General features: G+C 34.4%; 15 protein-coding genes. 8 read left to right on the top strand and 7 right to left on the bottom strand.

Features of this window, described 5'->3' with window-relative positions:
* Positions 1–10 precede the first annotated feature (10 nt).
* The 6 genes from BST92_RS09550 (at position 11) to BST92_RS15015 (ending at position 4,167) form a co-directional block, all read left to right on the top strand.
* Positions 11–664, top strand: coding sequence for a flavin reductase family protein (locus tag BST92_RS09550; protein WP_105071242.1), 654 nt, complete (start codon positions 11–13; stop codon positions 662–664).
* Entirely contained in the window at positions 657–788 is a 132-nt protein-coding gene (locus BST92_RS09545; RefSeq protein ID WP_105071241.1) for a DUF2256 domain-containing protein, read from the top strand. Before BST92_RS09550 ends, BST92_RS09545 begins: the two co-directional genes overlap by 8 nt.
* Positions 789–801: 13 nt before the next feature.
* Positions 802–2,130, top strand: coding sequence for a DASH family cryptochrome (locus BST92_RS09540; RefSeq protein WP_105071240.1), 1,329 nt, complete (start codon positions 802–804; stop codon positions 2,128–2,130).
* A gap of 69 nt (positions 2,131–2,199) precedes the next feature.
* Positions 2,200–3,741 carry a cryptochrome/photolyase family protein gene (locus BST92_RS09535; protein WP_105071239.1) on the top strand — a complete coding sequence of 514 codons (1,542 nt, stop codon included), beginning with the start codon at positions 2,200–2,202 and terminating at the stop codon, positions 3,739–3,741.
* Positions 3,742–3,829: 88 nt separating this feature from the next.
* On the top strand, positions 3,830–3,997 hold the full coding sequence (locus BST92_RS09530) for a lmo0937 family membrane protein (RefSeq protein WP_036581536.1): 168 nt from the start codon (positions 3,830–3,832) through the stop codon (positions 3,995–3,997).
* Between the two features lie 29 nt (positions 3,998–4,026).
* A complete protein-coding gene (locus BST92_RS15015; RefSeq protein ID WP_170061732.1) occupies positions 4,027–4,167 on the top strand; it encodes a hypothetical protein in 141 nt (46 codons plus the stop codon).
* 75 nt (positions 4,168–4,242) lie between these two features.
* Here BST92_RS15015 and BST92_RS09525 read toward each other — a convergent pair whose 3' ends face one another.
* The 5 genes from BST92_RS09525 to BST92_RS09505 form a co-directional block, all read right to left on the bottom strand.
* Positions 4,243–4,833, bottom strand: coding sequence for a type 1 periplasmic binding fold superfamily protein (locus BST92_RS09525; protein WP_105072241.1), 591 nt, complete (start codon positions 4,831–4,833; stop codon positions 4,243–4,245).
* A 56-nt stretch (positions 4,834–4,889) separates the two neighbouring features.
* The gene (locus BST92_RS09520; protein WP_105071238.1) at positions 4,890–7,367 is read right to left on the bottom strand and encodes a TonB-dependent receptor; all 2,478 of its coding nucleotides are present in this window, start codon (positions 7,365–7,367) and stop codon (positions 4,890–4,892) included.
* 40 nt (positions 7,368–7,407) lie between these two features.
* Entirely contained in the window at positions 7,408–7,692 is a 285-nt protein-coding gene (locus tag BST92_RS09515) for a hypothetical protein (protein ID WP_146105138.1), read from the bottom strand.
* Positions 7,693–7,792: 100 nt separating this feature from the next.
* The gene (locus BST92_RS09510) at positions 7,793–8,779 is read right to left on the bottom strand and encodes an NHL repeat-containing protein (protein WP_105071236.1); all 987 of its coding nucleotides are present in this window, start codon (positions 8,777–8,779) and stop codon (positions 7,793–7,795) included.
* A 179-nt stretch (positions 8,780–8,958) separates the two neighbouring features.
* Positions 8,959–10,929 (bottom strand): putative porin, encoded by a 1,971-nt coding sequence (locus BST92_RS09505; RefSeq protein ID WP_245910898.1) that lies wholly within the window; start codon positions 10,927–10,929, stop codon positions 8,959–8,961.
* Between the two features lie 221 nt (positions 10,930–11,150).
* Here BST92_RS09505 and BST92_RS09500 point away from each other — a divergent pair, with 221 nt between their 5' ends.
* Both BST92_RS09500 and BST92_RS09495 read left to right on the top strand, forming a co-directional pair.
* Positions 11,151–11,750 carry a ribonuclease HII gene (locus BST92_RS09500; RefSeq protein ID WP_105071234.1) on the top strand — a complete coding sequence of 200 codons (600 nt, stop codon included), beginning with the start codon at positions 11,151–11,153 and terminating at the stop codon, positions 11,748–11,750.
* A 62-nt stretch (positions 11,751–11,812) separates the two neighbouring features.
* Positions 11,813–14,242, top strand: a complete 2,430-nt coding sequence (locus tag BST92_RS09495; RefSeq protein WP_105071233.1) for a hypothetical protein — start codon at positions 11,813–11,815, stop codon at positions 14,240–14,242.
* A gap of 8 nt (positions 14,243–14,250) precedes the next feature.
* Here BST92_RS09495 and BST92_RS09490 read toward each other — a convergent pair whose 3' ends face one another.
* Together BST92_RS09490 and lipB are read right to left on the bottom strand one after the other, a co-directional pair.
* Complete coding sequence (locus BST92_RS09490) at positions 14,251–15,330, bottom strand: DNA topoisomerase IB (RefSeq protein ID WP_105071232.1); 1,080 nt, start codon at positions 15,328–15,330, stop codon at positions 14,251–14,253.
* Positions 15,331–15,411: 81 nt separating this feature from the next.
* On the bottom strand, positions 15,412–16,107 hold the full coding sequence (gene lipB / locus BST92_RS09485) for a lipoyl(octanoyl) transferase LipB (protein ID WP_105071231.1): 696 nt from the start codon (positions 16,105–16,107) through the stop codon (positions 15,412–15,414).
* Positions 16,108–16,126 lie beyond the last annotated feature (19 nt).

The following is a 16,126-nucleotide window of genomic DNA, read 5'->3' as shown; positions in this document are numbered from 1 at the left end:
TTTTGACTACATGCAACATATCTCACACAAAGACTTAGAAAACTATGATCGCTTTTATCGCGGCAATCTTATTAATAGTGTAACTGGATTTAAGAGCGCTAACCTACTAGCATCTCGTTCCATAGACGATACAGACAATGTAGCCATTTTTAGTAGTGTCACACATTTAGGAAGCAATCCAGCCATGTTTAGTTTTGTCCAACGACCATTAGGACATGGAGTCGGTCATACTTATCAGAATTTAAAAACTACTGGTAAAATTACCTTAAACCATGTGAATATGAATCTAGTAGACAGAGCACATCAATCGAGTGCAAAATATGCTGAGCAAGTTTCTGAATTTGATGAGTTAGATATAGAATTACTTCGTCGTGATAATTTTGTTGCACCTTTTGTAAAGGAAGCATCCATTCAAGTTGCAGCAGATTATGTAAACGAATACCCTATTAAAGAGAACAACTGCATTCTAGTCATTTGTAAAATAACTGACATATTTATAACACCAGATATTTTACACCTAGATGGATGGCTAGACATAGGTAAAGCAGGTAGCATTGCAATTAATGGTTTAGACGGTTATGCTGTCACCAACACAAAAAAGCGATTGTCTTATGCACAAGTAGACAAAGAGTTAGAAGAACTTTCAATTCACCATAATGCGTAACCAACACAACTTACCTACTAAAGTATGTCCGGTGTGTAATAGAGAATTCACCTGGCGTAAAAAATGGGAAAAGAATTGGGAAACTGTAAAGTATTGCAGTAAAAAATGTAGCGCAAATAAATAGCATTAATTGATATATGAATAATCTCGTCTGGTTTAGAAATGATTTAAGAGTAACTGATAATCATAGCCTTAAAAATGCGTGTGATAATAACGGTGAAGTAATAGGTGTATATTGTTTTGACCCAATCTTTTATCAGAACAGTAATTTTGGTCTTGATATTGATCTAGATTTACCTTTTGGTAAAATGGGAAAATTTAGAGCGCAGTTCATTATTGAAGCTATAGAAGATTTACGCAAACAATTAAAAGACCACGGTATTCCTTTGCTAGTATACTACGATTCGCCAGCAAATGTGATTCCAGATATAATTAAAGAGCATCACATCACAAATATCTTTTTACAAAAAGAGTGGACACGTGATGAGGTTGAGCAAGAAAAACGATTAGGTACAGCACTCGATAAGCTAGAGATAAAACCTAAAGGACATCGCATTTATGATCAGTTCCTTTTTCATCCAGAAGATGTTCCCTACTCTAACTTTCAAAAAATCCCAACCGTTTTTACGCAGTTCCGTAAAAAGTGTGAGAAAGAATCTCGAGTAAGATCGTTAGTTGATATAAGAAATTACAAACAAGAACTTCCGGAAGTTGCTCTTACTACAATCCCAACACTACAAGACCTAGGCCTAGAAAGCTTTGAAAAAGATCATCGCAGCACATTTCCATGGAAAGGTGGCGCCACTGCAGCATGGGATAGAATCAATCATTATTTCTGGGATACTGGCAAACTTCAATACTATAAAAAAACTAGAAACGGTTTAATAGGCATCGATTACAGTAGCAAATTAAGTGCTTGGCTAGCAATAGGTTGCATCAGTGCACGTGAAATCTATTGGGAAGTACAACGATTTGAAAAAGAAGTGAAAAAAAATCAAGATACCTATTGGCTTGTTTTTGAGCTTATATGGCGTGATTTCTTTAAATATGTTTCATTGAAAAATGGGAACAACATCTTCAAATTAGGTGGTATCCTACACAAAGATTATGAATGGAAAACCAGTGAACGTGAATTAATAAAATGGATCAATGGTGAAACTCATGAGAGATTTGTAAACGCAAACATGATGGAACTGGCCGCCACTGGTTGGATGAGCAATAGAGGTAGGCAAAACGTTGCCAGCTACTGGTCCATGCATAAAGAACAAGACTGGCGTATAGGCGCAGCATATTTTGAGCATATTTTAATTGATTATGATGTGCATTCTAATTATGGTAACTGGATGTACAATAGTGGTGTAGGTAACGATCCTAGAAATAGAACCTTTAATATTCAATTGCAAGCAAGTAGGTACGATAGTGATGGTAAATATCAAAGAATATGGTTACAAGAGGAATTGTTTTAAAACTCATTAGCAGTACTTCAAATCTCTAGGTAAAAAAGCCATTACAGACCCAATCTGAAATTTTAAAAAATGAAAACATTAAGACTCATACTAGGCGATCAACTTAATCATAAACACTCTTGGTTTAATGGTGACCAAGAAAACATCATTTACTTCATGGCCGAAATGCGTCAGGAAACAGATTATGTCACCCATCATATACAAAAAGTCGTTGCCTTTTTTATGGCGATGCGTGGTTTTAATGAATGGATAAACAATCGTGGCTGGAAAAGCATTTACTACCACCTCGATGATGATAAAAATACCCAAGATCTAGTAGAGAACCTTAACCAAATCATCAAAGAACAAAAGATTGAAAAGTTTGAATACCTAGCACCAGATGAATACAGACTAGATCAACAGCTCAAAGACTTCTGTAAATCACTAGAAATAGAATGGCAAGGTTATGATACCGAACATTTTTTTACTAAAAGAAAAGATGTTGAGAAATTCTTTAAAGGTAAAAAACGCATGACAATGGAATATTTCTATCGAGATATGCGCAAGAAGCATCAAATTATGATTGATGATGACCTAGAACCCGAAGGAGGAAAATGGAATTATGATCACAGTAACCGCAATCAATGGAAAGGCGAGACTGACATACCACACAAGCGTGGTTTTAGAAAAGACGTTACTGCAATAGTAAATCTTCTTAAAAAAGAAGGTGTAAAAACCATGGGACGCATCGATGAAAAAGACTTCAACTGGCCTACCAGTAGACAGGATGGACTGGATGTATTAAATTACTTCTGTGAGCATTTACTTATAGAATTCGGCACCTATCAAGATGCTATGCATACAGACCAACACTATTTATATCATTCGAGGTTGAGCTTTGCAATGAATTGTAAACTATTAAGCCCTAGAGAAGTCATAGACGCTGTATTAGTTCGCTTTCGCGAAAGCGGAAAACCAAAAATTGACATTTCCCAAGTAGAAGGTTTTATAAGACAAATACTAGGATGGCGCGAATTTATGCGAGGAATATACTGGAAGGAAATGCCTAGCTATCAAAGTCAAAACCAACTAGAAAATCAAAATAAGTTACCAGAATTTTACTGGACTGGTAAGACTAAGATGAACTGTTTAAGTCACTCCATTAATAATTCCCTCGATAATGCATATGCACATCATATTCAACGATTGATGGTCACTGGGAACTATGCATTACTGACCATGACAGAGCCTAGTTATGTAGACGAATGGTATCTAGGCATTTATATAGATGCTATAGAATGGGTAGAGATCACTAACACACGTGGTATGTCGCAATGGGCAGATGGTGGGATAGTTGCTACTAAGCCTTACGTATCTAGCGGTAGTTACATTAATAAAATGAGTAATTACTGTAAAGGGTGCCATTATAAAGTTTCTAAAAAGAATGCTGAGGAAAATGCATGCCCTTTCAATTCTTTATACTGGAATTTTCTAGATGAGAAGAAAGATTATTTTAAAGGAAATCATCGCATGGCTATGATGATGAATTTATTGAAGAAGATGGATACAGATAAATTAATGGCTCATAAATCAAGAGCAAATGACGTAATTAATAATCCTCACAATTATTAACATAATTTAATGTGAATTTTGATTTTATTAGCAAATTGATAAAAGAATAGTTATAAATTAGTCATATAACCAATTAAACATTTAAATTATGAGAAGTATTTTATGGCTTGTAGCAGTAATCTGTATAATTATTTGGGTCTTAGGACTAGCTGGAATAGGCGGTGGAATGGGAATGGGTAATCTTATTCATGTTTTACTAGTAATTGCAGTAATCGTAATTCTTTACAATATTATATCAGGTAAGAAACCATTATAATCAAACACTAACTTTTAAAAACCAATATCATGATCAAAAAATCAATCGTAATTGCCATTGTTGCATTATTCACTATTTCTATATCTAGTTGTCGTGAAGAAAGCACAGGAGATAAAGTAGAAGACGCTGTTGAAAGCGTTGCAGATGACGTAGAAGATGCAGTAGACTAGTTGTACTGTATATATTATAAACAAAAAGCCATTCTTAAAGGAATGGCTTTTTTCTTAGGCTATATTCAAAAGTTCTTATTGAACATCTAAATCAAATTCAACTTGTACATCAGTTTCGCCGCCTGCATTTGCTAGTGTTCCATCGTTAGGCTTTAAAGGCTCATGTCTTAAAACAACTGTCAATGTACCTGTGCCAGAAGCTCCAGTAGTGAATGTAGTATCTAAGCCTAGAGAATTACCGTTTACATCTGTATCAACTTTTGCGATAGTTAAGTCAGATATAGAATCGATATAGAAAACTTCATGCTCATCATCTTCTTCTGCAACTTCAACAGTAATGTCTTCTGCTGGTGATTCTAATTCATTTAAAAATTTAATACTACCATTGTAGACTGTATTAGCCATTAAGGTTCCAGTAACAGTTTCTACTGGAGAAAGCGGCCCTTCACCATCTGCATCTACTGATGTAAACACTACTACATTATTAGCATCAGTTGTACTCGTTAATGTGTACTCAACAGTTGTTATTACTTCTTCTTCATTTTCAGCACTAATATCATCATCATTATCACATGATGTAAAGACAGCTGTTGCCGCTAGTAATCCTAGTACTTTAATTGCATTTGATCTCATTGTTCTCGGGTTGATTGCGTTAATTGTTTTCATTGTTTTCATTATTTACTTAATTTACTTGTTTAATTAATTGTTATTATGGTTTATTATTAAATATTATATATGAATTGAAGTTGAATATCACGACCTACATCATCAGCATAGAAGCGCTGTCTATTAAGGTAATTGCGATAGCTGGTATTAAATATGTTTAGCACACTGAGTTTTAAAAGAGATTTTCTGACTTTTGGATTTTTCTTAGAGAAAAAACTATAACTCACTCCAGCATTCCATAGACTATAAGCTGCCGGTGGCTGTGAAATGTTTACTTCACGCATTTCAAAACCACCTGTTTCTAAAGGAACATTTACTTCATAGTTATTATTAGGAAATCGTGTTTGCTCCAGCACAGTATGATTTGTTAAGTAAAATTCTAATCCTGTATTCACAGCATTAAACCAAGTTATCGTATTACTGAACTGTGCTGGTGGCATATCGATAAGAGGCTCATCTGCGTCAATATCAGTTCCATGTATATAAGAAAACTGCGAATTAAAATTCAACAAACGTTTGACTTTATAAACCAGATCGTTTTCAGTTGTTTGCTTTACAGGCTGTTTACTATAAAAATTATAACTCGCACTTACATCCATTCCCCATAATCTCGCATCCAGTTGTTCATATTGATACACTGGGAAAGCACCTCGAGTCGTGGTCTCTATTGAGGTAGGTACTAACTGAATAAAATCACTTACAAAATTTAGATAAGGATTAAATTCCAGGTCAAGCTTTCCATGATTTACATGGAAAGTGGTATTAAATTTATAAGATTGCTCTTTATCTAGGTCTAATCTCCCTAATTCAATCGTCGCTAGAGCATGATGTAGTCCATCACTAAACAACTCGCTAGGGTTAGGTGCACGGTTTGCAGAACTAACATTAACAGCAAGATCATAATGATCATTAAAGAAATATTTAGTCCCTGCTGTAAAAGCAAATAGACCATAATCTAAAACAGGATTAGTAAGTAATTGATTTCCTTCTGTTCTTATTTCAAACTGTGGAAATTGCTGGTCATAGCCTAGACTTTCCCAGCGAGTTTGAAAATAAAATTTATCTGCATCTATTTTATATGAGTCTAATCTTAAACCAGCATCTATAATCCAATTATCTTTAAGATGATGATTAACACTAAGATAAGTTCCCACCTTTGTTGCATTATAATCAGGGATTAATCGACGTACACCAGTATTAGCATCTGGTGTATTGACTTGATACATTCCATCTATCCCTACATTTACTGTGGTTGTATTGCTAGCATCCAATAATATATTTAATGAAGCGTTATGTGTAATTAAATCCATGTCCAAAGACGCCCTACCAGCATTACTTCCACGTCTTATGTCATATTCTTTTCGATTATTAAATTGTAACGAGTAATCTGCCTCAAGTTTTCCTAGACTAGCAAACCTTTTAAAAGCGTTAAATCTCAAACTATGATGAGCTACTTCTTGCCTTGGGACATCGATAGCATAAGTAAAATCATTAATGACCGTAGGTGTTCCAGAATTAATACTGCGCACTAAGTCTGCTGCATTTCCTATATGAGAAGCTCTTAAAATCCCTAAAGATGATTCATAATAAGAATATTTAAAATTTCCCCCATACTCAAATGACTTAAAACCTATCCCTAGATTTAATGCAGTTGTCTCATTACCAGTATTTCTCAATACATAATCTGGTGCTTCATAATCGCCTAATCTTTTATAAGTAGCCGTGACTTGTTGATACCAGCCCGATTTGCGATAGTTATTTAATGATCCAGTAATAGAACCACCACGACCATTAGACTGCACCTGACTAATAACTGTTCCTATTAAAGTATCTTTTGATATAATTCTAGCTGGTTCAATTATTATTGTTCCTCCTATCGCATCACCACCATACCTTAAAGCACTTGCTCCCTTAATCACTTGTATACTACTTGCAGTATTTACATCTATATTAGGCGCGTGCTCAATTCCCCATTCTTGATCTTGTTGACGGATTCCATCATTAACTATAGCTACTCTACTACCATAAAGACCATGTATTACAGGCTTTACTACACTATTCCCGGTTTTTAATGAACTAACACCAGCAACACTCGATAAAGCATCACCTAAAGTTGCTCCACTATAATTTTGTACCGTTTCTTTCTTGATACGCGTTGTGGACTGTGTATTATTGTGATCATCGTGTACATCTGCAATAACTTTAATAGTTTGCAGATCCTCAACATGATGCTCTAGTAAAATTTCAATTTTTTGAGAGTTCGTAAGGTCAACCGTAATTTTTTTAGGCTCACAATCGATATGGGCAATTGATAAATAATAAACTCCTGCGCACAAGTCCTTTATTTTAAAAGAACCATTCACATCAGTACTTACTGTTCTCTGTAAATTTGCTATATAAACTGTTGCCAGTTCTAGTGAACTATTATCATGATAGTCTTTGACAGTACCTTCTAATGTGTAGGCACAGTCCTGTGCAGTTGACCATAGTGCTGCAAAAAGCATTATGAGCAACCACAATGTAAGTGTTTTCATTGTAGTAAATTAACTGTTAATCGTAAAAAAAATACTGGGATTATACAGCTGGCGGTGGCCTGATGGAAATGTGTAAAGGTGTATAGGACGCTTTCGCGAAAGCAAAATACTCATCACCCTTATCTTGAATAACAGGTATTTCTATTACTGAGCAAACTGTGGTCGTTATTGCTAATTGATAAGATTGAGATTGAAAATCATGAGAAATCATGCAAATATCGCAATTGTGCGATGCATCATCGTGTTGCAATTCATGCAATGCAGATAGCTGAACCATTACAAAAATGGCTAGCAATAGACGCGATATGAACAATCTAGCTTTCATCAATGCCAAATATAGAATACTAATTCTTAATTAATTCTAAATAAAGGCATAAAAAAAGCTGCTATAAAATAGCAGCTTTTAAAAAATTCATCATTCCTTTTTATTCATTGTAGAAATCTACTGAACTAGCAGATGTCAACATATTGTTTACCATAGGCGTTGCATTACCCGTTGCTGTTACTGGGAATCCTAGGATTCTACCACCACCATTTGCAATCTCGGCAATATAAACAACATTTGCATCTGTGTCATATGTCACATCTACTGGGTTACCTAATAAGGTGTTAGACCCAGCGATTCTTGTTTGAGATGCTACTGCTAATGTACCGCCATTTGCTACTCCTGAAATTTGAGAAGTTGCATTTTCAATAAGATGATAACCACCATCTGAGTCACTTCCTGCATCACCTATATCAGTCATGATTAATAAATCATCTGATGCGTCATAAGCAATACCGTGTGTTCTTACTATCCCTTCAATGGTAATTCTTTTTGAAGCTGCAAGAGCTCCATCTGCTGAGTTACTTAAGAAGTTATTGAAAACTGCAAGATCACCTGTTGTATCAACTACGACATATAAATCGTTGCCTACAAATTCAATTCCCCATACAGGAAAAGAAATATCAAAAGTATTTGCTAGAGAAAGACCATTAGACGTTCTATTATATACAAATAATTGATTGTTACCATTATCTGCAACGACAACACTATTTCCACTTACTGCAAGAGCTCGAGGACTTGTAAAATCAATAGAACCATTTACACCTACTATCGCTGTTGTAGTTCCTAAAAGCTGTGCTTCTATATTTGAGTAAGCATTTAAGTTGAATGAGCTACGGGAGGCTACATAAAGCTCATCAGCAGCGGCGCTATATTGAATACCTTCATTTGAAGTGGAAGCTGTTGTTAGTGTGCTTGTGGAAGGACTGGCACCGGTAGAAAAGTCGTATACGGTTATGTTTCCATTTGCTGTACTAGTTGCATATAGTTCAGCTCTTTTAGGGTTACTGTTTCCATTATCATCGTCATTTGAACATGAGAAAATGGTTAAACTTAATACTGCGATGGCAATAATTTGCTTTTTCATAGTTGTACTATTTATTGTTAGTTACAATATGTACGCTAGAACAGTTCTTATGGTTTTATAAAAATGACTAATTTCAATCAGTTTTAACAATTTCAACAGTTTTACTGTCGCTAAAGCAGATCAAAAACCCATAAATTAACATTCTTTAAGATAAAATTTAGAATAGTAAGAAGAAGTACTTATAAGAAGAAATTCCAAACTACACCAAAACGGACAGTAAAGTCGCGATATGGAGTACGTGGAGCACTAAAATAATTGTCGCCACTAGCAAATAGCTGGTTAAGATGCTCTAACTTAAAAAAGATCCGTGTTTGTCTAACCTTAGCATTTACAAAAAAGTCGACCATTGGGAACGCTCCTAATTCCTGATCTGTTTGTACCGTAAATTCTCCTAGTACAGGATCATATGAATCCATGTAATAGCTACTAAAGTATTTTAAAGTAAGACCCGTTTGTAATAAAAGGGCATTTTTAAACAGTCGATCTTTGTAGTATAAGGAGTTTCTAGTAGTAAATTCTGGAACATTAATAATGTCTGATCCTTGAGAAACGTTTTGATACATAATGGTATTGTCTAAACCAAAGTATCTCAAGAATCTAATATCCTTGTGCGCTTTTATTTTTAAATAAGTTATATCATCTAAAGCTTGAACAGGTCGTGAGTTATAACCGGTCACTTCGTTATCAGAATTCAGCACATTATTTTCCTCAAAATACACATGATCTTGTAAGGTTGTAAAACTGATATCTAAATCAAAATATTTTTCTGATTGTACGTTAAAGCTTAACTGCTGTTTTTCTATATTACTGAAATTATTTTGCCAGTTATAGTTTACGTAATCACTTTGAAATAATTGATAGTTAAAATCTGGCGCTCTAGAGCTAATTGCAATACCGGCATCAATCTTCACGTCTTTAAAAGCATAACGAGCGCTACCATTAAGATACTGCCCATCTAAATCACCAGCAACATTTATTCCCGTAGCTATTTTAATATCAAACTTACCTATACGTTTTTCAAAGGCACCTTTGAATTGATATAATTCACCCTTTAATCTATTAGTAATAAAATTTCCTGGGCCTAAATCTAACGTTCTATTATAACCATAATTATATTCTTGCCTTACAACACCAGCTTTAAAATAACCTAGTATATAGTGATCATAAGTAATTCCAGCCTCTAAAGCGCCTTGTTCTAAATCTGTCTGATCTCTTAAGTTACTACTCACGTATGAAGCTCCTAAAAAACTATTGCTAGCACTATTTTCTTCATAGCGATAAAGCTTATCTTCATAGAAAGCTGTATTATAAACCCGTGCACTGTAATAGGAAGTAGAATCCTTATCGCCTAAAATCTCATAATCGTGATTAAGATAATATCGTTTTCCTTCTAAAAAACTAGTGGCATCTGTTAAATTAGGTTCTAACCTGCCACGATCTTGTAAATCCTCATTACCTGTTATAAATCCTTCTAATGATTCTGGATTAAGACCACCATTTTCTTGATTTAAATTATCTTGAAAAACAGTGTGCAATCTCAGTCTATATTTTTTACTTTTTGAAACATAATTAGTGGTAAACTTAAAATTCCCTGTACTAGTAAGTGTATTAACATAATTACCAGCACTACGTAAACCTTTATATGATATAGAAAAATTCAATTCTGGTGACACATTTGTCGTAAAAAGAGCATCTAATTGCTGACCTTGATTCACAACCGTTTTGAAATATAACTCTGTGAGAGGTGTAGGCACATGATAATCAAGAACATCATCTATTTCTATATAATTAGCATGCCTTGCTCGAGCACCTATACGTGGAGTCAATAAATCAAAATCAAAATTTTTCCCTAAACTATTATATGGTCTACCTATATTATGGAAAGGCATTAATTCAAAATCATCACGACGCAAGTAATTATATTTATAATCCTTGGCCATAGTAAGAGTCGTGTCTACAAATGTAGTATCACGATCTTGCGATATGATTAAATAATCTGTAATAGGCGGTTTTTCACCTTCAACCGTTAAATCTTTTTCTTTACCAAATTGAGGCCGATTGTTATTAAGACCACTAGTTGTAGTTTGAGTAGGCAATTGAGCCCAAGCCCAAAGCGGTAATAGTAAAAAGAGTAATATATTCTTATTCATGTGCATAGCTGCTCAAGGCATCAAAAGTAAACATAATAACGCGTTTAAAGTGGTCCTATTATGAAAAACGATAATCACAAGTTTTTCAAGCACTAGGTTAAGGTTTTAAATTTTGTATGTTAAATGGTCATAAACATATTATCGGTCATCGATCTCAAATCTTAAGTAGTTTCTCAACTGTAATCACAAATTAATTTTAACAATAATTCCTATTTTAGCATATGCTTTTAAATCAAATACATCCTGATATTGTTGAATGTGGTACTGACGAGGCTGGTAGAGGTTGCCTTTCTGGACCTGTGACTGCTGCCGCAGTTATTTTACCACCTAATTTTAAAAGTGATTTATTAAATGATAGTAAGAAGCTTTCGCGTAAGCGTAGATATCAACTACGCACCATAATAGAAGAGCACGCCATCGCCTATCACGTATCTCATGTAATGATGGATACCATAGATAAAATCAATATTCTTAATGCTAGCATTCTAGCCATGCACCAGGCTATTGATGGGCTAAAAATAAGACCAGAACATATAGCGGTTGATGGTAACCGTTTTAAACCATATGCAAATATCACTGCCACTACAGTTATTAAAGGAGATGGTAAGTACTTACATATTGCCGCAGCATCAATTCTGGCCAAAACCTACCGTGATGATTACATGGAAAATATATCTATGGAATATCCACAATACGACTGGAATAAAAACCAAGGTTATCCAACAAAAAAACATCGAGAAGCCATTAAAGAACACGGCACTACTCCATACCATAGAATGACTTTTAAACTTTTACCAGATCAGTTAAAGGTAGATCTATAACTTATTGCAAACTGTAACGTTATCGTAAATTATCTTTCTATTTTTGTACAAACACTTAAACTATGCGTGGCCTTATTGCCGTACTTTTTCTTAGCCTTTTTTTAATAGGCTGTAACGATAATACTACCGTTAATCAACAGATTTTAAATCGCATTCCTACTGATTCTAAAATAATCGTAGCAACTAATGATATAAAAAACTTAAGTGATGTACTCTCCTCTAGCGCCCTTTTAAAAGAAGTTAAAGATTTAAAGCGCATCCAAGAGTTAACAAATGCAAGTGCTTTTTTGATGGATTATGATCTTAAAGGAGAAAGTATTATCGCCATCAGTCCTGAAGGTAAGGACAACATCGCCATAACTTTAATTACTGACCTCATAGAGAGTAAAGTTGTAATAGCAGACAGCATGTCCGTCCACACTTATGATCAGATAACTTATGCCGAAGATTCAACACATGATATACCATATTATTATCTTAATCATAATGGATTCCATATAGCAAGTACCTCACGATTAGTTATTGAAAGTTTGATACGTCGCAATGTTGATGATTATGTTTTTGATTCTCAATTTGCATCCATTTATAATCGCACATCTGGAGCAGATTTAAGTATTTACATTCACGGTTCTCAAAAAGACTGGTTACAGCATTTTTTATTAAAGCAAAAATCTAATAGTTCTAAAATTAGAGGCCACTGGTTTCAATTAGAACCACGTAAAACAGATCATGCCTTTAACATTGACGGTATATTCACTTATGCAGATTCATCACAGCAATTCCATGCGATTTTTAATGACTTAAAAGCACAACAAAACCGTCTACCTGCGATCATACCTAGTAATGTTAATCAAGCGGTGATTGTCACATATAATGACATAAATAAATTACACAAACAGATCGACTATTACAATGATAACACCACTAAACTAGATAAGACCCTACAATTAATACTAGACAATAGCACAGAACTAGCGCAAGTGGCACTACCTAAAACAGAAGCTTTGGTCTTTTCACTTAAACCGTTTGAGGCCTTATTTATGGATATGGACAGTGCGACAAGTGCAAAATTTGACTATCGCAATTTCACTATCTATGAACTAAGAGAACCCGTTAAAACAGCTGGTATGCAACCACTACTACCTGTTAACGACTATAAGTTCCTTACCGTTATAGAAGACTTTTTAATACTATCAACCACAGCTACTGCTCCAGAGGAATTTATAGTCAGTTACCAAAACAAATCTGCTTTATCACAACAAGCCTGGTGGGAAGATTTATCTAATAATATAAGTGATTCTAGCACACTTATGTACTTTACCAGTTTAAGTAATATTCAAGAATCTGTTACAGATAACGATGACTCTAAAATCATCAATAAAGTATCGAGTAAAGATTACCCTTTTATGGTCAGTCAATATGTGCATGAAAAGGGTTATGCTCACTACCACACCAGTATACCACAATTAGACGCTAGTATTCAATCTAGCGGCATTGTTCAATCTGGGTCTTTTAAATCACCACGCAAAATTATCGCAGGTCCATTTATATTCCCTAATCATCTTACCGGGAAACACGATGTCGCTTTTCAAGATGAGGACTTTAAATTACACCTAATATCAGACACTGGTAAAAAATACTGGAGCAAGGATCTAGACGCTATTATAATAGGTGAGATAAATGCGGTAGACGGCTATAAAAATGGACGCAAACAACTTGCATTCAGCACTAATAAATCCGTCTATTACCTAGATCGCAATGGTAATGATGTGAACAAATACCCTATTAAGATTAAAGGTGGTATTACTCAGCCACTCAGCGTATTTGACTATGATAATAATCGTAATTATCGCTTTTTAATAACACATGGTAAAATGCTTACCATGTATGACATTAGTGGTAATGAAGTAAAAGGTTTTAAGTATAAAGATCAGGAAGAGATCATAAGTCAACCACAGCATTATAGAGTAGGCAGTCGTGATTACATCGCTTTCGCGAAAGCGGATAATACTATCTCTCTACTCAACCGTACAGGAAAAATAAGAACTAAAGTTAAAGAGAATGTTCAACTGGTAGGAACCATGAGTTTTCAGAAAAACTTAATAAAAATGTTAGATGATGACAAACTGATCTATTTAAACCCTACAACCGGTAAAATAACAGATTCTGGCAAAAAACTTACTGATACTGAACACTACATAGCCTTAAAGAGTGTAGAACTAATTCAAAACAACAATAAGCTGACAATTAACGGCAAAACGATAGAATTACCGTACGGGACTTATTCTAAAGCCAAAATGGACAAACTACTTAGAGAAGAGTTTATTCATCTTATAGATTCTGGTGAGAATCTAGTCTATTTGCTAGATAAAAATGGGAATATTTTAAATTCTTTTCCTGTTTATGGTAGCGGCAACACGGCCGTTGCAAGATCTAAAAGCAATTTACTAGCCACACTAGACGGTGATGACATTATCATCTATAAGTGGTAGTATGTAGATTAGGTGTTAAATTTGATTTCAAAATCTGCTATAATTTCTTGAACACATTTCTCAGTTGCTTCAAAAAACTCGCTATCCTTTAATTTTTTAAGTTTCTGTGTATAACTTTTAAAAGATCCATTTCTGTAAGATTCTGGCAGCTGTGGATGCACATAATATTTTTTACAAACCGTTCTTGTATTCCCTAAAGCATCTGCAGCAGCGTCATACGATTTTAAAATATTTTTCTCACACTCTTTATCATCTTGATAGTGATCTAACTCTGTTAGGTTCTTAAAAAACTCGTGAGTAGCACCCCATGTTCTAAAATCTTTTGCACTAAAAATATCACCTGCAACATCATGTATATAGTCATTAATCATTCCACTATCTATAGATTGATGTTGACCATTTTCATCATAATATTGAAATAATTCCCATCCTGGTATTTCTTCACATTGATGGATATGATTCACTAGATCTGGATCTTCAATACTAGTTTCTTGTTGAACTCCTTTTTTACCTATAAATGAGAATTGAATGCCTTGATTAGTATTTTTAAGATGCCTAGTACGCATCGTTGATAAACCATAGGTATCATTCTTATCTGCATAATATTGGTTTCCTACTCTTATATAGGTTTGATCCATGATGCTTAAAACTAAAGCTAGACATTTACTTTGTGGCATCCCATCTTGATCGAGGTCATTTTCCAATCTCTTTCTTATTTTAGGTAATGCCTTTGCAAAAGCTGACATTTTAAAAAACTTAGTTTGATTGCGTAATAACGACCACATGTCGTGATATAAATAGACTTTTCTATTTTTATCATCACGACCTACTACTTGTAAATGACCATTAGGTAATTCACTGATACGAACTTCTCGCCATGCCGGCGGTATCACTAAAGATTTTATTCTTTTAAGCTGCTTTTTATCTACCAGTCGTTCCTTGTTATGAATTAAGTAGGTAAATCCTCTACCATATTTTTTACGATAAATATTTAAATGATCATTATGTATATACACAAGATCTGCTAGTTGAGCAGCTGCTTCAGGTTGAGTGAGACATTCTTTTATTTGATCTGGTGATAAAGTCATGTTTTAAAAATAGAACAGAATCCTACTTTTAAAACATAAAAAAAGGCTAATTCTGAAACAATTAGCTATTAAAACTATTGTTTATACTAGTTCTGCTTCAAAAAGTTCTGAGAAATACATTTTAATTTTCTCTTTCACTTCATTCTCATCAACTGGACGTTTTAGTTCTACAGCAAGTGAAGTGACGGCCTTATCTTCAATACCACATGGAATGATGTGATCAAAATAGCCTAGGTTAGCATTTACATTAAATGCAAACCCATGCATGGTCACCCAGCGACTAGCTCGTACACCCATAGCACAAATCTTGCGCGCAAATGGAGTTCCTACATCTAGCCATACACCTGTCTCGCCATCACTACGTTCTCCCTTAAGACCATAATCTGCTAGAATTTTAATAAAAATCTCTTCAAGGAAACGTAAGTACTTATGTATGTCAGTAAAGAAGTTTTCTAAATCTAGTATAGGATAACCAACAATCTGTCCTGGTCCATGGTAAGTAATATCGCCACCACGATTGATCTTGTAAAAAGTAGCTCCTATGTTTTTAAGTAAACTCTCGTTAGCTAATAGGTTTTCTAAATCACCACTTTTACCTAGTGTATAAACGTGATCATGCTCTACAAAAAGTAAATGATTATCAGTTTCGAGACCTGCATCTTCTCTCCTATTCTTAATTTTTACATCAATAATATCTTTGAAAAGTTGCTCTTGATGATCCCAAGTTTCTTTATAATCCTTGCGACCCAAATCTTTAAACTGCACTTGTTTATTCATATGGCAAAGGTAAAACTTG

This window comes from Nonlabens arenilitoris, assembly GCF_002954765.1.
Classification (GTDB): Bacteria; Bacteroidota; Bacteroidia; order Flavobacteriales; family Flavobacteriaceae; genus Nonlabens; species Nonlabens arenilitoris.
This window is presented reverse-complemented; position numbering and strand designations above follow the sequence as displayed.